21 protein-coding genes, 2 tRNA genes and 1 pseudogene are annotated in these 20,946 nt (G+C 46.5%); 3 read left to right on the forward strand and 21 right to left on the reverse strand.

Going from position 1 to position 20,946, the window contains the following annotated elements; translation table 11 throughout:
- Window positions 1-5: 5 nt before the first annotated feature.
- The 8 genes from DXC51_RS12225 to DXC51_RS12260 form a co-directional block, all read right to left on the reverse strand.
- Entirely contained in the window at window positions 6-764 is a 759-nt protein-coding gene (locus DXC51_RS12225; protein ID WP_117544677.1) for an alpha/beta fold hydrolase, read from the reverse strand.
- A gap of 51 nt (window positions 765-815) precedes the next feature.
- Window positions 816-1,613, reverse strand: coding sequence for an alpha/beta fold hydrolase (locus DXC51_RS12230; protein ID WP_117544734.1), 798 nt, complete (start codon window positions 1,611-1,613; stop codon window positions 816-818).
- 76 nt (window positions 1,614-1,689) lie between these two features.
- The gene (locus tag DXC51_RS12235) at window positions 1,690-2,613 is read right to left on the reverse strand and encodes a phosphotransferase family protein (protein WP_117544678.1); all 924 of its coding nucleotides are present in this window, start codon (window positions 2,611-2,613) and stop codon (window positions 1,690-1,692) included.
- Window positions 2,610-2,966: a VOC family protein gene (locus tag DXC51_RS12240; protein ID WP_117544679.1), complete on the reverse strand. Its 357-nt coding sequence runs from the start codon at window positions 2,964-2,966 to the stop codon at window positions 2,610-2,612. Before DXC51_RS12240 ends, DXC51_RS12235 begins: the two co-directional genes overlap by 4 nt.
- A complete protein-coding gene (locus tag DXC51_RS12245; protein WP_181970099.1) occupies window positions 2,963-3,955 on the reverse strand; it encodes a hypothetical protein in 993 nt (330 codons plus the stop codon). The genes DXC51_RS12240 and DXC51_RS12245 overlap by 4 nt, the downstream gene beginning before the upstream one ends.
- 2 nt (window positions 3,956-3,957) lie before the next feature.
- Window positions 3,958-5,367, reverse strand: a complete 1,410-nt coding sequence (locus DXC51_RS12250; protein WP_117544735.1) for a radical SAM/SPASM domain-containing protein — start codon at window positions 5,365-5,367, stop codon at window positions 3,958-3,960.
- Between the two features lie 35 nt (window positions 5,368-5,402).
- A complete protein-coding gene (locus DXC51_RS12255) occupies window positions 5,403-5,909 on the reverse strand; it encodes a GNAT family N-acetyltransferase (RefSeq protein WP_117544736.1) in 507 nt (168 codons plus the stop codon).
- A 72-nt stretch (window positions 5,910-5,981) separates the two neighbouring features.
- A complete protein-coding gene (locus DXC51_RS12260; RefSeq protein ID WP_051358488.1) occupies window positions 5,982-6,914 on the reverse strand; it encodes an alpha/beta hydrolase in 933 nt (310 codons plus the stop codon).
- 374 nt (window positions 6,915-7,288) lie between these two features.
- Between DXC51_RS12260 and DXC51_RS12270 the strand changes: the two genes are divergently transcribed.
- Together DXC51_RS12270 and DXC51_RS12275 are read left to right on the forward strand one after the other, a co-directional pair.
- Window positions 7,289-8,629: an alcohol acetyltransferase gene (locus DXC51_RS12270; protein ID WP_243003188.1), complete on the forward strand. Its 1,341-nt coding sequence runs from the start codon at window positions 7,289-7,291 to the stop codon at window positions 8,627-8,629.
- Between the two features lie 126 nt (window positions 8,630-8,755).
- Window positions 8,756-9,460, forward strand: coding sequence for a DUF6320 domain-containing protein (locus tag DXC51_RS12275; protein WP_021639797.1), 705 nt, complete (start codon window positions 8,756-8,758; stop codon window positions 9,458-9,460).
- Between the two features lie 49 nt (window positions 9,461-9,509).
- Here DXC51_RS12275 and DXC51_RS12280 read toward each other — a convergent pair whose 3' ends face one another.
- The 4 genes from DXC51_RS12280 to DXC51_RS30270 form a co-directional block, all read right to left on the reverse strand.
- A complete protein-coding gene (locus tag DXC51_RS12280; protein WP_117544682.1) occupies window positions 9,510-10,064 on the reverse strand; it encodes a GerMN domain-containing protein in 555 nt (184 codons plus the stop codon).
- Between the two features lie 305 nt (window positions 10,065-10,369).
- The gene (locus DXC51_RS12285; protein ID WP_117544683.1) at window positions 10,370-11,242 is read right to left on the reverse strand and encodes an alpha/beta hydrolase; all 873 of its coding nucleotides are present in this window, start codon (window positions 11,240-11,242) and stop codon (window positions 10,370-10,372) included.
- Window positions 11,243-11,460: 218 nt separating this feature from the next.
- Window positions 11,461-11,544 (reverse strand) — tRNA-Leu (locus DXC51_RS12290).
- Between the two features lie 361 nt (window positions 11,545-11,905).
- On the reverse strand, window positions 11,906-12,040 hold the full coding sequence (locus DXC51_RS30270) for a hypothetical protein (protein ID WP_270493536.1): 135 nt from the start codon (window positions 12,038-12,040) through the stop codon (window positions 11,906-11,908).
- A gap of 503 nt (window positions 12,041-12,543) precedes the next feature.
- Here DXC51_RS30270 and DXC51_RS12295 point away from each other — a divergent pair.
- Window positions 12,544-12,628 (forward strand) — tRNA-Leu (locus DXC51_RS12295).
- 309 nt (window positions 12,629-12,937) lie between these two features.
- Here the strand turns inward: DXC51_RS12295 and DXC51_RS12300 are convergent.
- The 9 genes and pseudogenes from DXC51_RS12300 to DXC51_RS12345 all read right to left on the reverse strand — a co-directional run bounded on the left by DXC51_RS12300 (window position 12,938) and on the right by DXC51_RS12345 (window position 20,825).
- Complete coding sequence (locus DXC51_RS12300; protein ID WP_117544684.1) at window positions 12,938-13,138, reverse strand: hypothetical protein; 201 nt, start codon at window positions 13,136-13,138, stop codon at window positions 12,938-12,940.
- On the reverse strand, window positions 13,116-13,814 hold the full coding sequence (locus DXC51_RS12305) for a nucleotidyl transferase AbiEii/AbiGii toxin family protein (protein ID WP_181970100.1): 699 nt from the start codon (window positions 13,812-13,814) through the stop codon (window positions 13,116-13,118). The genes DXC51_RS12300 and DXC51_RS12305 overlap by 23 nt, the downstream gene beginning before the upstream one ends.
- Window positions 13,811-14,404: a type IV toxin-antitoxin system AbiEi family antitoxin domain-containing protein gene (locus DXC51_RS12310; RefSeq protein ID WP_025491346.1), complete on the reverse strand. Its 594-nt coding sequence runs from the start codon at window positions 14,402-14,404 to the stop codon at window positions 13,811-13,813. Before DXC51_RS12310 ends, DXC51_RS12305 begins: the two co-directional genes overlap by 4 nt.
- Before the next feature lie 1,082 nt (window positions 14,405-15,486).
- On the reverse strand, window positions 15,487-15,810 hold the full coding sequence (locus DXC51_RS12320) for a GNAT family N-acetyltransferase (protein ID WP_117544687.1): 324 nt from the start codon (window positions 15,808-15,810) through the stop codon (window positions 15,487-15,489).
- 38 nt (window positions 15,811-15,848) lie between these two features.
- Window positions 15,849-16,691, reverse strand: a complete 843-nt coding sequence (locus DXC51_RS12325) for a peptidoglycan-binding protein (protein ID WP_117544688.1) — start codon at window positions 16,689-16,691, stop codon at window positions 15,849-15,851.
- A gap of 348 nt (window positions 16,692-17,039) precedes the next feature.
- Window positions 17,040-18,152 (reverse strand): PD-(D/E)XK nuclease family transposase, encoded by a 1,113-nt coding sequence (locus DXC51_RS12330; RefSeq protein WP_117544689.1) that lies wholly within the window; start codon window positions 18,150-18,152, stop codon window positions 17,040-17,042.
- Window positions 18,153-18,370: 218 nt separating this feature from the next.
- Window positions 18,371-19,104: pseudogene (locus DXC51_RS12335) on the reverse strand (ABC transporter permease).
- Window position 19,105: 1 nt separating this feature from the next.
- Entirely contained in the window at window positions 19,106-19,909 is an 804-nt protein-coding gene (locus DXC51_RS12340; RefSeq protein WP_117544690.1) for an ABC transporter permease, read from the reverse strand.
- Window positions 19,902-20,825, reverse strand: coding sequence for an ABC transporter ATP-binding protein (locus tag DXC51_RS12345; RefSeq protein ID WP_117544691.1), 924 nt, complete (start codon window positions 20,823-20,825; stop codon window positions 19,902-19,904). The genes DXC51_RS12340 and DXC51_RS12345 overlap by 8 nt, the downstream gene beginning before the upstream one ends.
- Between the last annotated feature and the right edge of the window lie 121 nt (window positions 20,826-20,946).

Below are 20,946 nucleotides of genomic sequence, written 5' to 3' on the forward strand. Positions count from 1 at the left end.
GCGAACTATTCACACTTCGCCCTGCCCAGGAAATCAAATATCCTGTTATTAACCTCTATCGCTTTTTCCATAGGCATATGCGGCCTGTGCCCGCAGCCCTCCACAATCATTATCTCAGCCTGGGGACAGTGAGTCCGGATTGCCTCCAGATTCCGTTTTGTGGCAAAGCCATCGTTTTCTCCGGCAATAAGTAACATAGGCATGGTAATACGCCCCCACTCTTCGTCCGTCAGCGAAGGATGCAGGCGCCAATCCTTCACCTCCTGCCTGCAGTACTCCTGCCAGTTGCCCCTATGGGCCTGGGCGTGCAGGCATTTCACCTTTTCAATGAAATCGGTCTGTCCCCTTTCCTCCAGCGCCTCCGGCTCAAAATCCTCCGCTCCCGCATCGTCAACTATGCCGCCGTTTCCAATAGCTGTTACTGTTTTTATCCGCTCCGGATGCCGGGCCGCCATATAGTAGGCGACACCGCCGCCCGTGCTGTACCCGATAAGATGTATCCGCTCAATTCCGCAACGGTCAAGAAACCGTATCATATCCTCCGCTATCACCGCAGAATCCCATTCCAGACTTTCGCACATGGTCCTGCCATGCCCCCTGAAATCCGGATAAAAGCAGCGGTATCCCGCCGCATAAAAAGGCTGGAGCTGTCCGCTGAAGGCCAGAATCCCCCTGCTGTAGCCGCTGTGCAGAAACAGCACCGGCTCCCCATATCCTATCTCTTCATAAAATAACTGCAATTCTCCCAAATCAATATATGGCATTTCCCTTCCCCCGTTTCTTCCTTACTTCACGCCTTTGTCTCGTCCTGCTGCCTATAGCTGTTTTATAAACCCTTCTATCTCCGCGTTCACCTGTCCTGCGTTGTCCCCATTGGAAAAAAGCGCCGCATCCGCAATCATATGCAACGGATAGCCTGTCTTTTCCGCCCAGGCTCTGCAATAGGCCTTCACCTTACCCGTGGTGTCATATTCCCCTGCAAGGATGAGCACCGGACAGGAAAACCTCATGTCTTTATTTTCATCCAGAAATTTTCCGTAGGCGATATCCATCTGCTCTATTATCTGCGCCTTTGTCAGGGGCCGCAGCATTTCCAGTATTTTATTCCGGGAATAGGCCGTCCTGGAGACGGATTTTGCCATGCTGCTTCTGAGCAGGCCCTCAGGAAACCATTTTGCCATCGGCGCCGCCTGCTTCAGCCACCAGATATCCGATTTTGAATAATAACCGGTGCCGAAGGGCGTGGTGTCCAACGCGATAAAACCCTCCGTTTTTTCAGGATATCTGCAGGCAAATTCCTGGCTGGGATAGCCGCCCATAGACATGCCCACCAGAACCGCTTTCCCTATTTCCTCACGCTCCAGTATCTCATTCAGATCCTGCGCGCAATGCCCATAGGAAAAATCCCGGTATGGCCGGGAAATGCCATGCAGCGGGACATCCCAGGTAATCAGGGTACAGGCGCTCCGAAAATATTCCACCTGCTTTTCAAACATGGAATGATTGGCGGTCAGCCCATGGGTGAATACGATGCATTTTGCCCCGGGCGCTGCATTTTTTTCAATCCAGTAAAACACGCTCCCTCTCTCTGTTTTCAGCTCCTTCTTTTCCAACCCCCGTATCCTCCCATTTTTCCGGGCAGCCCCGGCTTCTTTTTTCCGCAGCCAAACCAGCCCGCGCCCTGCCGCCCTATCCGCATGCACCTTCCAGGTATTTTCCAATCCGCTCCACCGGATTGACGGCCTTTGGAAAATCACACAGCAGCTCCAGCTCATATACCAGGGAATACATGGCAATCCGAACATCGCTCTTGGGATAAGCGAACAGCTCGGGAGCATATTTCCTTACCCAGGTCATCAGAAAACGGTAATCCTCCGGCAGCGTCAGAGGATCGTCCTCCTCATTGGCATAGTTAAAAGGATGGATTTCCATCCGGTTCCACACATGCACCGCATAATCCGCAGGCGCCGCCTCCAGCATTTCAAAATCTATCATAAACAGCTTTCCGTCTTCTGCAACAATCAGGTTGTCAAAATGAAGATCCGGATTTACAAGGAACAATGCTTCCTCCTGCAAAAGTCCTGCATTCGCCCTGATAAATTCCGCAGCCCGCCTTCCCAGCTCCTCCGGAACACCCTGATTTAGGCGGAGCTTCCCCAACGCCGTCTCCATCCTCCCAAGAAGCTTTTTCCCCCAGTTTCTGCAGGGGTCAAACAAGGGCATCCCTTCCGGGAGCGCAGTCCGGTTCAGTTCCCTGTTGATTTCCGCAATGCAGCGGACCGTATCCTCCCTCTTCGCATCCGTCATATGCCTCCATGCGCGAAACAGACCTTCTCCTTTTATCCGTTCCAGAACCAGGTAATCCTCCCCGGCCCCCAACAGCTTCGGCGCATAGGAGGGGGCAATGTTCCCATAGAACCAGGATTCCTTTTGAAAGCCTGCGCCTCCCGGCTCCGTAAATATTTTGACCACTGCGTCTTCCGTGAGAAAAAGCGCATTGGTAAACCCGGACTTTGACTGCTGCAAACCGTCAGCCGAAAGCCCGTGCTTTCGCAAAATTTCCTCCGCCCCCATACTTTCCTCCGCCCTCATTCCTTCTCTCTTTCCTTTCATGTCGCCTCAGGTGGAAGGCTTCTTATATAAACCATATTTCCATCCGGATCATAGAAACTCATGTTTCTTGCGCCCCATGGCCGTGTCACCGGTTTTTCCAGAATCCTCACTCCCTGCTTTACAAGCCTGGCATATTCCCGGTCCACATCATCCGAGGTAAAAGCCAGGCTCATCTTCTGTACGCCATTCTCCCGGCTTTCCCCGTCATTGTAAACCGTAAGCATGGTTTCCCTGGAAAGAATGGTCTGATGAACCGTGTCCTCGCTCCCGTTATCCACGCCCAGAAGCATTTTGTAAAAATCCGCCAGCCTTACCACGTCATCCGTCAGCAGGCATACCTCACCCAAAGTCATTTTAACCCCTCCATGTTTTGCCGTAAGAAATGCGTTCCCCCTTCGGTCAGAGAAGGTTCTTCCGCCGTATAATAAAAATCCTTTTTGCTGCAGCCCGCTCTTCCGCCTCCTGCACAGGCGCAGGCACAGGCACACCCCGCACAGGCACAGGCGCATCCGCCATGTCCCCCATGTCCGCCGGGACGCCTTCCCCGGCCCCAGAATCCCCGGCCGTTAGCATACCAGTCCTTTCCCCAGGCCGCCTGATAGCCTATGTAGCCTGTACACAGGAGAATGAAAATAATTGCGGCGGGATCCAGGGATTTCTTTTCCCCGGGGCTGTCCGACACAGGCGCCCATTCCACCATATTGGCATCCCGGAATGTCTCCTTGTCGCAATAAACCTTCATATGCCGGCGCTCCCCTTCTTTTAACCCGCCCTCCCAGACGTAGAAGCCGCCTTCCTTTCTGTCCGCATTGGTTTCCATCACATAGGTCCCATCCTCCCAGACAAAAAGATAATGTTCCACCGCAATCTCATTAAACCATCCTGGCATAAAATCATAAAAGGGCAGGCCGCCGGCCTTTTTATTTCTGCAAAGCATATCCTCCTGGCGTATGGTGAAGCCAAACTCCGCCACCTCACCCTTTTTATAGGCCCTGTCCAGTTCAAACTCAATCAGCCCGTCCCCGTAAAATCCATTTTTCAGCCCACTGATCGCACCAGTATAGCCCAGCAGCTCACATCTGGAATTGGGAATTCCCAGGCTGACCCAGGTAAGAGGCCCCTCCTTGCTGTCATTAAGGACCTTCCACCGGTACTGATAGGTAATTACCAGAGCGCCGTCCTCCTGTGCCTTTACCTGGACGCGATAATCCAGAATTCTGTCCAGAGGCGTGAGAATATTTACGATATAGGCAATCAACACACAGATTCCCACCGCACATATACAGCTGAAAATCAACAGGCTTTTCTTCTTTTCCCCTGTTTCCGGAGTTTTCCCGTCCATCCTTAATCAGCCTCCCTTTCCGGCTCCGTTTTCGAAATTCTCAGAGGGCAGGACAAAGAGTCTTCTTCCTCCATTCCGCGTATGGCGCGGCAGGCAGGATGATTCCAGATACGCTTCCAGCTGTCCGTCAGCATATTTCCCAAAGGCGCGCTGCCGCTCAGCCAGCTCTGGCAGGGAACGACACTGCCGTCCGGAGCCACCGCCATATTGGAAAGACAGGCGCCGCACATGGGCACCGCCAGCCCAAGCTCCTTAAGCACCGCAGGATCAGCCCGGCCGGGCGAGGTAAAGCTCAGTTCCATCCCATGCTGGGAACAAAAAGCCATGGCCTCCCGCAGAAGCGCATTCATCTCCTCCACGGTCAGCTGGGAGGACAGGGAGGCTTCCGCCATAGCCTTGCCCGTTTCGATGAGTCCTGAACAGGTCACATACCGGACGCCGTTTTGATACAAAAAAGCCAGCGTCCTGATATACTCCCTGTTTTCCCTGCACAGGGGCGTATTGACGCTCACATTCAGCCCGGCCTCCAGAGCATTACGCAGTCCCAGAACCGTTTTCTTAAAGCTTCCTTCCGTATCGGGCAGATCCGCCCCGGTCAAATGGTTATGTATTTCCGCATTTTCAGAATAAAGGGTGATCTGCACGCTGTCCAGGCTGGCGTCATAGAGCTTTCTGCACAGCTCCCCCGTAAGCCTGGCCCCATTGGTATTCAGGCGGGTGACGAACCAGCGCGCATGCTCCACCAACTCCGGCAGATCCTCCCGCATGGTCGGCTCCCCTCCGGTAAAAGTAAGCTGGCAGATTCCGGCTCTGCGGCACCGGTCGATGATTTCAAACCATTCCTGGGCGGACAGCTCCTCTGTGCCTGCCGCTGGCTGTCCCGCCGCATAGCAGTGCCGGCATTTCAGGCTGCAGTTCCATTTTCCTTCCCTGTCGAGCATGGAGCTTACCATAAGATCCATCCGATGCGGCGCCGTCATATTCGCCGCATATTCCCGGAGGGAAAGAGGCCCGATATTGCCTGACGGCTCCCCTCCCCGCGCCACACCGTAAAGCAGGTCAAGCATCTCCTGAAGATCCTCCTGCAGCTCCTGCGTTTTTACATAATAAACCCTTTTCGTCCGGGACACTGCCTTATCCATAACCTGCTTCATCTGCGCCTCATTAATCGGCCGCCCGTCATAAACGTTTACCTCACGGATAAAATTCCTGAGGAGAATCGCCCAGGAATAGCCCAGCGGAAGGATATAATAGCCGTTTAATATCATCACATAGGGCGCATCCGAAAAAGGATGCCATTTGGGCGGAATCAGATGTATCCGCACCGCTCCCGGCCCCTTCGGATTCAGTGTGGTATGCACCACACCCTCCTTATAGGCCCTGTATTGGGCTGTTTTATGCAAAATTCCCATGATATTCCATTTCCTTCCCGGCTCCCCCGGCACTCCTATTCCCGGATACGCGCCATGGCGATTTCGTCCATATAAACCCCGTTCCTGACAGCCGCCTTCCGGCGGATGCCCTCACGTTCAAAGCCCAGGGACTCATACAGATGCACTGCTCTCTCGTTATCCGCAAAGACCGTCAGCTCCAGCCTTACCAACATCAGCCAGTTATCCGCCAGATCCAGAACCTTTTCCAGCATTGCCCGGCCTATCCCCTGATTCTGGAAATCCCGGCGGACCATCAGGCCGATTCCTGCCGCGTGGCGGGTTCTTGGGTTGGCGTTTACCTTCAGGCTGATGGAGCCAATCACCTTTTCCCCGCCCGCATCGTCGCAGGCTACCGCAACAAACATAAAATCGTTCGGTCCCAGCCCCGCGAGCATGTCCTCCGTCTTTTTCCTGCTTTCCCCGGGATTTCCCAGAATTGTCTCAAAAACGCCGGGCATCCGCCTTAACGCGCTGATATCCCCGGCATCCCGCGGCTCTACCGGCCGTATCGTATATTCCATAATTTTTTCTCCAATCATTTCAACTGGCAGCTGCCTGTTTCGCAGCTGCCGGCTTCCGGTTCCCGCCGCGCCTCAGCGGCAGATATCAAATATAAACTCCGCACACTTGTCCATGGCCTCATATGCCGTTTTAAAGGGGGACATCTGAAATACATGCCACATGCCCTTATAAACATCCAGCCGGGCCGGTACGTTGGCTTTAATCATTTTCTTGTGCAGCATGGTGGCATCGCTCAGGAGCACCTCATTGTCACCCACCTGGATATAGGTTGGGGGAAAATCCGTCACATCCGCAAAAAGCGGTGAAATCAACGGATTTTCATAGTCCTGCCCGGCAGCGTAGTTCTCGGTCATCTGCCTCAGGTATTCCTCATCCAGAACCGGATCCACCTCTGCTCTCGTCTCATGGGTTTTTCCTGACGCGGTCAGATCCGTCCAGGGGGACAGCAGCACAAGCCCTCTTGGCAGAAGACGCTCCTCCTCCTTCAGCTTAACCACCAGGGAAAGCGCCATATTTCCTCCTGCGGAATCCCCGATGACGATTACGTCCCTGGCGCCATAGCCCAGAACCATCAGGTAATTCCATGCTTTCATGGCATCCTCCATCGCCGCCGGATAAGGATATTCCGGGGCAAGGCGGTAGTCAAAGCAGAAAACATCCATGGAGGTGGAGCACGCCAACTTCGTGGTCAGCGTCCTTGCATAAACACAGCTTCCCGTGGAATAACCGCCGCCGTGACAATACAGGATTACGTACTTTTTCATATGCACCCGGTTGACCCGCACCCATTCGCCGTGCATCCCCTCCACATCCACGGAGGTGATGTCCATTTCCTTGCTGTTGCCCAGCAGCGCGCCGAAATAATCCTGGGACTGGCGGTGTTTCTCAATATCCGTATTTTCTACCACGCTGTGCACCCTTTTAATCAGCTTCATCAGGCTCTGGTTCTGCTCCTGCTCTTTGTTCTTTTTCAGTGCGTTTATGGATTTATCAAAAAGTGCCATATTTCCTCTCATTCCGCCGTATCCACAGCATGGTTTGCTTTTGTCCTGGTTGCCTGTCTTCATCCTATCATAGAAAGAAAATCACGTAAAGGGTTTACGGCACAGGTTTTCTTATTCCCCGCCGCTGCATAAAATGTGTATTTCTTGCATAAAGACGGGAATGATTCTATAATAGTATTTAGAAAGCGGCCGCGTTTCGGCAGGGCCTTCTGCATGGGAAATCCGCATTATGCCGCCCATGCCCAACCGCACGGACTGTAGGAAAGGAAACACTTCTCCGTTATAAATAAAAACAAACATTAGCTGTTCAGTATCCCTCACAGTTACAACAGACATTCTTTACTGACTTTATGCCAATCAGAACCGGGAAAGGAATGAAACCGATGACATCTCGTTTCCATATAAAAAAGGATGGCGTCAAACCGGCCGTCAGCAGCCCCAGGGACTGGTACCGGCTGGATCTGTCCGCCATCGTATATCCCACTCTGCAGAGACGGGATTTTTCGTCCGTATACAGACTGTCCGTCCTCCTCAAGGAGGATATCCGGCCGGAAGTGCTTCAGCAGGCGGTGGATATCGCGCTGAAACGCTTCCCCACCTATAAGGTATGTATCCACAAGGGACTTTTCTGGCGTTATCTGGAGCCTAACAACCGCCCCGGCCCTTTTGTCAGGCCGGATATCCACAACCCCTGTATGCCCATGCACTTTAAATCAGGCGGCCGTTATCTGCTGCGCGTTTATTATTATGGGAAAAGGATTTCCCTGGAATGCCACCACTGCCTTGGCGACGGTACCGGGGGCATGTGCGTGCTGCAGACAATTACCGCCGTATATCTGCGGCTCCTGGGCGCTGAAATATCCAACGGCTATTTTGTGCTGGATGTAAACGAAGCCCCCGATCCGGAAGAGCTGGAGGACGCCTACATGCGCTATGCAAACGCTCTTTACTGTCCGCCCAGGCCCGCGGAGAAGACCTACCGGGTGCGCGGAACCAAGGAACCGTTCCATACCTTCAACATCATTGACGGCATTATGTCCGTAAAGGAGGTAGCCGCCGTAGCCGCAAGGTACAACGCCACCATAACCGAATATCTGAATTCCGTGCTGCTGTACGCCCTGCTCAACAAGCAGAACATGGATTTTCATCTCAAGCTGTATCCGGTGAGAATCGCCATGCCGGTGAACCTGAGGCGTTTTTTTCCGTCCAAGACGCTGCGTAACTTTATCACCATGGTTTACCCCTCCATTGATCCCAGGCTGGGTAATTATACCTTTGAAGAAATCGTTGCCCAGGTGCACAATTACATGCGCTATTATATCAATGAAAAATTCCTTCGCGGCGACATCACCACAAACGCCGCCACCACCCGCAACCCTTTTATCCGCGTGGTGCCCCTCTTCCTGAAGGACATTGTGGTCAGGACCTTTTACAGGAAGGTGCAGGATAAAAATTCCTCGGCCGGCCTGACCAATATGGGAGCCATGAAGGTTCCCGAGGACATGAAGCCTTACATCGACCGGTTTGACATTTACATGGGCCAGCCCTTTTCCTCCCGCACCAACTGCGCCATCATCAGCTTTGACGATACGCTGACCATCAACTTTGCCAGCTGTATCATGGAGGCCGACGTGGAACGCCATTTTTTCCGTAAGCTGGTGGAGGACGGCATCCATGTAAAAATCGAAAGCAACCGTACCTTTGACGATGAGTAATTTTTCCTTCCTTTATAAAAAGAAAAGCCGGAGCCGCAAACAGCCGGCACCTCCGGCAGGTCCTTCCGGCAGATATCATTTTCCACAGTAAAAAAGCTGTATCCTTACAGCGGAATGGAGTTTAATATGTCATATTGTGTAAACTGCGGCGTAAAACTGGACGATACCCTGGAACGCTGTCCGCTCTGCAATACGCCGGTAATCAATCCGAATGAAATAACCTATACCCACTCCGTGCCCCCTTTTCCAAAGGAAAACGGTCAGGTGGAAACGGTAAAAAACAAGGATGTTGCCATTCTCTACTCTCTGGTGCTCATTGCTGCCGGAGCCGCCTGCGGGCTTCTGAACCTGCTGGTGTTCAACAGCAGCGCCTGGTCTTTGTATGTGATTGGGATATGCATTATCCTCTGGGTAGTGGCCATTCCTGTTTTTATCTATACCAAGCTTCCCATTTATGTTTCCCTGTTGTTTGACGGGCTTTCCATCGGACTTTACGAATACCTGATCACCTTTAACACTCCCAGCTCCCGCTGGTTCTACCAGCTGGCCCTGCCTATCACTGCGGTGGTCACGGTGCTAGCCATCCTGCTGGCCGCCCTGTGCAGAAAGGTTTCCTCTTCCTTCCTGGCATCGGCGCTCTATGTGTTCTCGGAAATCGCAGTCCTGTGTATTTCCATTGAACTGCTGATCCGTCGGTTCCTTTCCAGGCCGTTTCTGCTCACCTGGTCCGCCGTCGTCCTCACCGCCTGTGCAATCATTATTGTGGCGCTGATAACCATGCTTTCCAGAAAACGGCTGCGCGGCGCAGTAAGAAGAAGGCTGCATTTCTGAATTCAGAAATGCAGCCCTTTTTGTCCATATTACATTTTTATGGAAATTATTAATCCAGCATATCTACAAACCGGAGGCCTTCCTCATAAACCCGGTTCTTCGTCTCCAGGCGCTGGCCGTTGATCGTGACCACCATTTCCTGCGCGTCATATGCCGCCAGGAAGGAATTCGTCAGCGCCGCCATAATAACGGCTTCGCTTCCTTCCTCCATAGTCTTCAGATAGTCCCTGAAGCCTGCGGAAAGATCCAGCGTAAGCTTTTCCTTATCCTCTGATATTATAAAATCATTTACCCTGGTATCAACCGATACAATATTCTTCTTGCGCAGCTCGCCGATGATTGTCTCCGGCGTTTTCCGCGGAACCTCTACCTCCTCGGTGCTCAGCTCCTTACCCACGCTTGAACCATAATATATCGTCACTATCTCCGGCTCACCGGTTGCCGTAACCGATTCTGCCTCCAGCTCTTCCACCGTTTCCGCGCTGCCCGAAGAGGTGATTTCCAAAGCAGTGTAGTTTCCGGTTTCCGCAGTTCCTCCGCATGCCGCTAAAACGGCAGCTATACAGAGTATTCCTCCTAATATCGTAATGCTGCTCTTTTTCATGCCTGCTCCCTTCTGCGCATAGGCTTATCATGTTTCCGCAGAAACCTTCCCTGACGCCCTATGCTCCTCTGATTACAGTCTTCCTCCCCGAAAGTCCGCTCTTTCGTACAGCCGGCATGTCCGTTGTGCCGGTATATAAAAACCACGCTTCCTTCCTGCCGCCGATTAAAAGCAAGAAACAGCCCCTAACCTTAGTCGATTGTACTTTATTCCCTTCCCGCTGTCAAATACTTTTCCTGTCAGCCGCCGCGCTTTTATATATGACGCTGTTTTATAAATGTATCTCTTTTATAAACGCCTTTGTATTATAAACGTCTCTCTTTTATAAATGTCTCCATAATATCAAGTATCCGATCTGTCCAGAAGACCGCTCCTCCATGGCCGCCGCCCTCAATTTCATAATAAGCCGCATCCTTCCCGGCTCCTTTAAGCAGCGCAAACAGCTCCCGGCTGTGTTCCACAGAAACCTGCACGTCATCAATTCCATGAAATAACAGCACCGGCGGCAGTTCGGCAGCTTGGGAAATATATTTCCCGCAGGAAGCCGCTTCCGCCAGCTCCGGGCTTTCCAGGACCTCCTTCACTCCCAGCAGATCCCTGGTAGGCCTGAAGTTCTCCGGAAATCCGGGCGGCAGAGGCTCTTTGGCACATTTCATGATATTCGAAGGAGCCGACTGCGCAATCACACCCTTTATCCGACAGGGAGTCTCCTGATACAGGGGCGTATCAAATATCCCCTGCGATTCTGTAAAAGCCGTCATCAGGGCAATATGGCCGCCTGAAGAGTTTCCGGCAATAAAAATCCGTTCCGTATCTATATGGTAGTCCTCTGCCCTTGCCGCCAGAAACCGGAGCGCCGCCTTCGCGTCCTCCACCTGGGCGGGAAAAGGGGCAATCATTGACTCCCGAAACTGAAGTATAGCCGTAACTATACCTCTTTCCGCCAACCTGGAATAAGCAGGCAGGCTGTTATATACTTCCTGACGGTACCATGCGGAACCGGGTATGAATAAAACCAGCGGAAAGGTTTCTTCCGCCGCCAGGTTCTGTCGATAGGGTATAAAAAGCTGCAGACAGCGTTTGCAGCCGTCGTAATCCGCATATACCTCGTCAGGCACATAAAGCCATTCCAGATCATCACATTCTATCTTCAATTTCTGATACTGCTGATTCGCCATTGTTTTTCCCCCTGGCCTTACAATCAATTTACTATTTTCCAGCTAAAAGCATTCTCCGCCAAATGTATTGCCGCTTCAGAGAAGTTGATGCCGTATTACTGCAATACAGCCATAAATAGTGCCGGAGCATTGAAGCACCGATGTACAGCTCATCTGGCAGGAGTTTTAAACAAGAAAAAACGGAAAGTCTTCTTCAAACTTTCCGTTCTATCATTCAGTGCAGGAAAAGAGACTTGAACTCTCATGGTATTACTACCACACGGACCTGAACCGTGCGCGTCTGCCAATTCCGCCATTCCTGCGCGACAAAATGTATTTTATATGATCTGAGATAAAATGTCAATACATTAAAATAATTTTTTTGCATAAAAATTTTTTAAATTTTTTACGGTATTTTATCCTGATAATATTTCAAAAGGAACTCTAATAATCTATGGCACTTTTTCCCCTTTCCCAGCCCGTATAAATTGGCTGTGTGGCTACGAATGAGGCATTCCTCAAAGTACCCCAGCTACTCTCAGGGCTTTCTTACAAAAATACTGGCTGAATACGGACAGTGTTCGTTTACATCCATTTCCACAAATTCCTCTACTATAAATCCTGCGGCCTGCATTTCAGCAGTATAACCGTCTCGGTCGTTTGCCCTCGCGGGCACAAGAGGAATCAAGATTTCAGCTGTTGATTCAGGGCAGCAAAAAGGATTTCATCATCAGGAGTATGCCCCCAATGTTCAATGCCTGCTTCAAATATTTTCTGATATCTGTTTTCGTATGCATAATAGTATGGTTTGTTGTCCACTTTGCTTAACCTCCATAAACATTATTTCATGCCTGTATTGTTTTCTTGGGCCGAACAGTTTTTCACCAAAATCCCTAAATGCCTTTTATATTCATAAACCCATACTTTTCCGCTTGTATTGCTACCGCTTTTGCCAGTGCTATAGCTGCTTTGGCAACCACATAATTAAGTTATGAATTTACATGAATAATCTTTTATTGGAATATAAAGCAGCTTTAACAAATAAATACAACATTGATAAAATGATTTCACATATAGTTGAAAAAGATGGTTTCAACTTTATTATACTTCTTTGCTCCTTATAATCGCAATTAAACTTTGCGATGAAGCCGCATCAATTGCGGGGTGTGGACAATAAAAGATGTATGAAGCCCTGCCGTAAAATACCACTCCCAAAAATGTCTTACAAAAATATTTAAAAAAATGAAAAAAGTGTCTTGACGTATTCTTCTTAAGATGGTAATATATCTCTTGCAGCACGGAACACGTTCTGATGCAGGCATGCGGAAGTGTCGGAACTGGCAGACGAGCAAGACTAAGGATCTTGTGGGCAATGCGCTCGTGTGGGTTCAAGTCCCATCTTCCGCACTATAAAGTTGTTAATGAGAAACTTTGATAAAATCAAAGTTTCTCGTTTTTTTATTCAAAAAACAATTACATTAATCATATTACGATTTTTATTTGGTTCCCTATTTCTATGTTCTTATTGCCTGAAAGAGCAATCCGTACTAAATCATCTGTATCTTCATCGTTTTTAATATTATAAATATACTGACGCAAGTGGATTGCTCCATCGGCATGTCCCATGCATATCCTTAACAATGCTTATAATCACTCCGTTATGTAATAATGCTGATACATATGTTTTTCTTACCTTATGCATTGTCTTATACATTCTTATATTATTTTACCATGTATCTCGTTCCTGCTAATCTGTCGAATTTTTGTCCACAAAGAATGCACACTTATCATGACTTCTTCAAAATCTAACTCTCCAACATAAGGATTCTTTTTTCTATAGGAATTCCACAAATCTTTTAACTGGATATCTTTACAGACAGCATCCATATAACTATCACCATTTTTTAAAAAGTTCATGATATGTACTCCTTTTTTGGGCAGTTCCGGTAAAGGCCAAATTAAGCACTGGGATTTCAATACATGACTTCTTCAGATTTGACAGCAGCCATACATCGTAATAATCCCGCATACGTGTATTTACCACATTCCGAGACAAAATGGTTTCCAGTTTTTCTGCAAGCACTGTTTCCAGATTATAAGCCAGAACATTAATCTTTCTATCCTCAAACATCAGTTGGAATGGGTATTCAATCTCTGCCGGTGTAATCACATCACCTGTAGTAATATCAATTTTTATTGTCTGCTTCGTTTTATCCAATTGCGCACTAATAACGGCCCGCAGGCCAGGATAGTCAAAATCTTCATGTATATCATCAATTGAAATCAGATGCATTTCCACATTATCTTCTATATTACTTTCCATAATCTCCATCAATATGATATGCAGATTTTCTTTGGATAACGAGAATCCTGCTATTGTAGTATCGCAGTCCATCGTAGTCCTGTTATATAAGCCTGCGATGGAACCAATCAGCATGCCACCTTTCAGTATAAATTTGTCACGATACGGAGATACTGCAATTCTTTCCAGGAAACGCTCCAGGAAGAAATTACGCAGTATCACTTCAGGCTTTAATCCGTTTTGTACTGCCAGATTTCGGACTTTCGCCTTTAATTGTGTTGATGTTTTCAAATAAGTACCTCCATATAAAATCTCATCTGTTCTCCAACTTTTAACTTTCCTGCATACTCCATCAGATTTTTCAGATTTTTATCTTTTCTCTTTACATAACGTTTCAAAGCATCAGTTACAACCGCAATATCCTGATTTTTCTTATCCTTTACCATATCACAAAGTGTCCGTTCCATATCATAGACTTTTACAGGATTTCCCCACGTTGTTTTTAACTCTGTAATCCCCATGAACAACAGGTCTTTTCTGATGTTATGAACACAGATACTGTCTCTGAATAAAGTATGTGAATGATAACCTGTGGGAACCGTCACGCTAAGGACAAAGGGTTCTCTATCTGTCAAATCATGAAGATACAAGGCTGTCTCGTGGGAATAAATAACCTTATCTTTACGTCTCTGTAAAGTATATAATTCATCGTACAGCTCCTCCGAGAATGCATAAATACCATAAGCAACTTTTTCCAGCTCACCGCTTTTTACCATATTTGTTAAATATTCCGAATGAATTCCCGCCGCTCTTGCCTGTGCTGCTGTAAAAATACTATCTGGTGTCAGCGATAATTTTTCCATAATTTCTCTTTGTTCCATCCTTCTCTCCCTTATTTGTAACTTATACTAATATATTATTATATTTATGTATAAGTCACAATAAAGGTAGAACTTTAATTTTAGCTATTGATTATCATGTATTTTTCCCTGAAGGCCGATGTCTATTCCTTCCACACATTTTTTCAAATACGTATGTGAGGAATACCTTACTTTAACTGACTCCCGGAGCTGCTTCTTTCCAAAGCCTTTTCCTTTATAATCAATACGTATTCCATTATGTCCATTTTTAACATAGTCCGGGCGGTTTGTCGGATCCCAGGAAATAAATCCAACTGTTTTTCGTCAAGACAGGTAATAACACCATATTTCTTTTAAATCTCCGGCCAACTTCACTTATCCAGCATAATACGTACTGCAGGGAATTTCTGCTGACTTATTTAAAACAGCTTCTGGAACGTTTATATGGCACAAATAAGTTTTTTGAGGATTCTGCAGTGATTGCCAAAGAAAATGAGCGGGTACGGTCCATCCTTTCTGAAACAGAAGAATGTCTAATCTCCATGATGGAAAATTTCTTAAAAAAGCGGTATCCGGATAGACAGGAGGATTTTTATATCAGAGCCAGAATGCTTTACATGATTACCGACAGAGTTTCAAGGGACATACTCTGCGTCGGCACAGCACGGCAAAAGAAGGATTATATGGAGTTGCTTGCGGACGAAATTATGCATTATACTTTTGAGCTATAGGTATCCGGGCAGAGCCCCCAGTAATTTTGCTGCAGGTCTCATACATCGTTTTTATCCACTGTTTTGCGGTCGCCGGGACACCAATCAGACACAGAAAAAAATACAAAGAGACAGCCTTATAAGTCATAGACCGCAAGCACTGTCTCTTTTTTCTCCTGAACAATAACTTTTTTAAAGGCCTGGCCAGGAAAACACAGCACCTGGCTATGGCTATAGTTAATCTCAGTATTAACCTTTTTATAAGGTCCAATAATTAATACATAAAAATAGGATACTGACCATATCATTTTTTTGTTTCAGCTTGTTTATGTTTTTTCATTAGATATACACAACTTATTTCTAGCGAAAGCAGATATAATAAAGAGGTATAATTTACAGACAGTTTGTATTATTTGAAATTTCTTGATACATTTCTTTGCTAATAAAGAACAAAGGATCACCGTTCTCATCATAACAATCTTTAATCATACCTATTTTTTCCATCACCCGATATGATGCTATGTTATTCTTATCGCAACCTCCATTGACAAAGGGCACCTGTGCTACATCAAAAGCGTACGATAAGAGTTTTTCAGCACATTGTGTAGCATATCCCTTATTTCTGAAAGCTTTATCAATCGAGTAAAAAATGTGCAGCTTGCCTACAGTTTCTCCATCCAGACCACACCAACCTATAAAAGTATAATTTTCAACCACGCTCTAACTTCACACTACTTTGTATCTTTAAATTTTAACTATATTTGTATTCCCAACGCTGCGACAACTTGTTCATTAATAGTCCCATCGATTATAAGCCCATAAGCCGTTTGGAAATTAATTAATGCCTGCTGTGTTTCATTATCGAATATGCCATCTATTGCGCCTGTATAAAAACCCAGCTCATTTAATTTTGCCTGCGTTTGGGAAACCAATTTATAAAGCAGATCATCTTGGCTGGTATTTTCCTGTTGCAGTGCTGCTGGCGGTGTTTCCATCGTTTGCTGCTGTAATGCTGCTTGCGCTTGCTCCTGTGCAACCACCTGACTTAAAAATACCTCATATGCTCTCAGTACTATCAATCCATCGAAAATATCGGATTTTGCCTGGGTATTGAGCGGTAATAAATCTGTTTTTTCTTCAGAAGTCATTAAAGAAAGCATATATGCGTCGGCAGCATTTGGATCAGCAGCTATAAATTGATTTATAATAGCCAGCACATCATTCCTGAAATATCCACTTTTCTTTTTATTGCTGAAATCATCTGTGACACTTTTGTATTTTGCCCTAAGTGCGGCATCAGAATCCTGGACAGCCGTCTTCTGAATGTTCTTGCTTGATGAGGATGTCGCCGCAGAAGCGCCGGAATATGTACATACACCATTAGGATGTAAATGGGCAGGGTGCCCACCACAATGATAATGGTAAGAGCCAAGTCCACTTTTATTCTTGTAGTCATGATGCCCCCCACTGCCATCGGTTCTGCCGCTGTGTGCTTCTACAGTTAATACAGTATTGAACACCGGAACTAATGGAATACAAGTTGTAAGTATAAAAGTGGCCAATAAAATTGATATTACTTTCTTCATTTTCTTTTGCATGGTTAAATCCCCCTGTTAAATTATAATATTATAATTATGAATTAACTTTATCACAAAATAGTACCAGTCGAAACTATTATTTTTATAAAAGCTGATGTAACAGTTCAGCCTTCGGCCAAACTGTTACTGCTTCATTCCTTCAAAAGTAACATTCGCTTCCTCCATACTGTTCATTAACTGACTAAAAAAATAGCATCCCTACCCGCGTTGGCAGCATATCACGCAGAGTCTGGATGCTATTATTTACGTTTTTTCAACAAAAGAAAGAGGAATTCCATGTTCGACTGAGCATTTATAATATAAAATGCTCAGCAGCAAATATCAGGTTCCATCAAACATTTCTTCGGCTTATTCTGCAGGTTCAGAACCACTTTTCCTTTCCAGTTCTTCTATTCGCTTCAAAGCCTTCTCAAGTGAGACTGCCTGCGCAGCAATCAGCTCCTGCATTTCTTCCTCATGCCTTTTTTTCTCTTTCTCACGCCTTTTTTTCTCTTCCTCGTATCTTTTTTTCTCTTCCTCGTGCCTTTTTTTCTCTTCTTCCAATGCAGCAGCCTGTGCATCTATTGTTGCCTGCATCTCGTCAATCATATACTGCACTGTGTTCCGATCCAACTCTCTTAACTCTTCCGAAAACATTCCCATCACCTTCTCCACATTCCGGCAGACTTCATATACGTCTCCATACATCTGTATGAACATCGGGTATTTATTTATCAGCTCGATTATCCGTTCCGGATCCTGCGTGCTGTAAAACATCAGCCACGCCTCCAGCTCGTTATCTATACTTTTATTCTCCATGTTTTTTTGAAATATGTCAAGCGTTATAAAGATAAAATTTTGTAATAAATCCAGTTCCAGCCCCGTATCAAAGCTCCAGGCCGATTTATGCAGATATTCCTTCTCCATAGAATGGAATTCCACAGGGCTTTTCTCGAAAAGAACTATGACATATATATTCTTGATGTCTTTGTAACTGAACTTCCCCTTTTCCCTGTTTCTCTTATCCCGCGCCCTTTTATACTGTCTCAGCAGCAGATCCGCCGCATAACAGGCGCTGCGTTCTCCCGGGAAAGCGTAGCCCAGCTTCTGAATCTCCACATCCGCCAGGCTTCCGTCCTCGAATTCCACCAGGATATCCGTAACCAACAGCGTACTTTCGACTGCAATCCTTCCGCCCTCATTGGGCAGCACCTGACGGATTACCACCTTTTTCCCAAGCAGCAGGGACAGAAAACGGTTCAGCCTGTCAGGCGTATATTCCGGACTCATGATTTCCTTGAAAAAGGAATCATAGAGGATCTTTACGCCCTTCATACCTGTGCAGAAATCCAGAAATTCTTCCTGCCATTCAGGCGTCCAGTTCTGGTACAACGCCTGTAATCCGCTGTTCCCGCCGATTTCCTTCAACACCTCCTTTCTTTCCCTGATAAGCGGAAAATAATTTTTGAGCTTGTTTTCCATAAACATTCCTCCTGGTATTAAGTTTTTGCCATTTACGGATTGTTGCTTCGAAAGGGAAGCGCCGAAATGAAAGAACGGCCGGACGGCCGAATACTGCAGCAGCATAGATACTGCTGTGTGACGAAATAATAATAACATACTCATTTAATAATATCAACCAAAAACTTAACACTTACTGTTTTTATAAAAGCTGATATAAAATTACAGAGATGATGGCATCAAATTTCTTTTTCCTGCGGTTTTGATTTAATAAACATCAAAGCAATTCCGACAGCGCACATAGTAAGAACACTAATGAAGCATAATCCAATGTTCCAAGCAATGCCTTCTGCACCAGCCCGATAATTGATTATACCAAGGGCAGCAGTAACGGGATAAATAGATTGCAATGCTCCATTTGCAAACATTCCTATAAACCCATATACAAAAGCCACAATAACACCCACAAGGAAGCTGCCTTTCTGTCGGCTTGTCAGTACAATGATTGGAAGCATTGTTAAGTAGAGAAAAAAGCCTAATAATGTCATTTGCACAAGCCCGGTTATCGCAGGGAGTAATGCAAAGCCATTATATCCCATGATGAAGTTCGCAATGACTGTGAACGCAAAGCACACTGCTCCTAAAAAAGTGACAGGACTGCGGAGACAATCAATTTGCCCGCTAAAAGTTTCTGAAATGAAATTGGTAAGGTTTCAATATTTTTTAATGTGTCATCTGTATATTCGCGGGAAATCATATATCCGCTAATCAATGTGATACACATGGGAAAAATCATCGTTACAAAATTCTTAACTACCTGTTCAAAAAGAAACTGGAAATCCCATACCATTCCGTCATCGGCCATTGTGGTAAACAAAGTCAGCAAGACTGTAAGAAGCATAAGGGAAACGCCGATCCAGATAATAAAGTATCTTTTCAATTTTACAAACTCTGTCTTTATGATTGTCACCATTTCACTCACTCCTTTTCTTGTAAAGACAGACTGCCAGAAGAAGGGAAACAGCTCCAATTGCGCCCAGGGTTACAATCAGCTGAGGCGTGGAAGGAACCAGCTCCATTTGAACAAACTTTTGCAAATCCTCTGTGTCGCTGACTGTAATACGAGATGACATTTGCTCTGTTCCCCACATCATAATGCTCGGTGTAGGTAAAGTAAGCACAAGCCATTTCGGAAGCGCTGTCATAGAAAAAGCGGAAAGAAGATTGAATACACTATAAAACACACAAAGCATTATGGAAAAGATATAAGAGCGGCTGAAAAATATAATCAAAAGCACAAGCGGCAGCGCGCTAATTGCAATCAACAACCCATAAATGGCAGAAAACAGAAGCTTAAACAAAATATCTGTCACTCCGAAAAAGACAAAACCGCAAAGAATAGATGCTACAGTTGATGAAACACAAAATACGATACTGAGTAATAACTGTACAATACACTTTACGACAATCATCTGTAAACTCGTTATCGGAATTGTCCGCAGGTTCTTGAAGGTATCGTTGTCCCGTTCCATAAAAATAAGGATCGCTGCCACAATACCTAAGATACAAGGGAGAAGCAGCAGCATGCCCAAACCAATCACGGATTGCCAAAGAGCATCAAAGGCTGCCGCTTTCGTTACGTATTTATCCTGTGCCATGTTCAGATAATAGATAATGGCGGTCAATGGGATGGGAAACAAAAAAGAGGCTGCCAATACCAGCTGCACGAACTTTTTTCTCTTCAGTTTCCAAAACTCGCACCTTATCAAGTTAAGCAATTCCCTCACCTCCTGTTATTTCCTTGAAGTAATCCTCCAAAGTATTCTCACAAAGATGCGCTTCCTGAATATCAATGCCGGCCTCGATAAAAGAACGGTTTATCCTCGCTACCGGAAGAGCTGTATCATAGAGGTACAGATTATTGGCATCTGCAAGCTGAATGTCCTTGCTCCGAAATGCAGCGGCAATTACCTGCGCGGCTTTTTGCGCATCCGATACGCAGAAATGAATATATTTGGCGTTTTTAGCCTCCAATTCTTTCAGGCTTTCTTCCTCCAACAGCCTGCCGTGGCCGATAATCCCCACATCATCCGCCAGCAGGGAAATTTCTGAAAGAATGTGGCTGGAAATTAAAATGGTTTTACCGCCGGCATCACACAATTCCCGGATAAAATCGCGTACCTCTGCAATTCCGATGGGATCAAGGCCGTTAATCGGCTCGTCCAGAATCAGCAATTCCGGATTGTGCATGACTGCCAGCGCAATTGCCAACCGCTGTTTCATTCCGAGAGAATATTGTGAAAATAACTTTTTATCCCGGTAAGGCAGATTGACAAGTTCCAAAGCGCCTTTGATGCAATTGGGGTTCTTCAAGCCCCGTAACTCGGCAAATATTTTCAGATTTTCCGTGCCAGTCAAATTGGGATAAAAGCCCGGTGACTCGATCAGACTGCCAATGTGGGGAAGAATTTTCTTTTCGTTGCCTTTAAAGGGCATGCCCAAAACCACAGCTTCGCCGGAAGTGGGGGCCGTCAGCCCCACAAGCATCCGCATGGTGGTGGTTTTGCCTGCGCCATTGCGTCCCAGTAGGCCATAGATACGACCCTTTTTTACATGGATATTCAGCTGGGAAACGCTAGTCTGATTTCCGTATTTTTTCGTCAGATTATGCGTTTCAATAATGTAATCATTCATATAGCTTGCGCCTCCTTTTTGGTTTCGCAATCAGCATAGCACACCAACTTTGAGATAACTTTAAGCCAACCTTGAGTTTACTTTGAGATTTCAATGCCAGAATAGGCAATCAGCCTATCTT

Source organism: Eisenbergiella massiliensis (genome assembly GCF_003435485.1).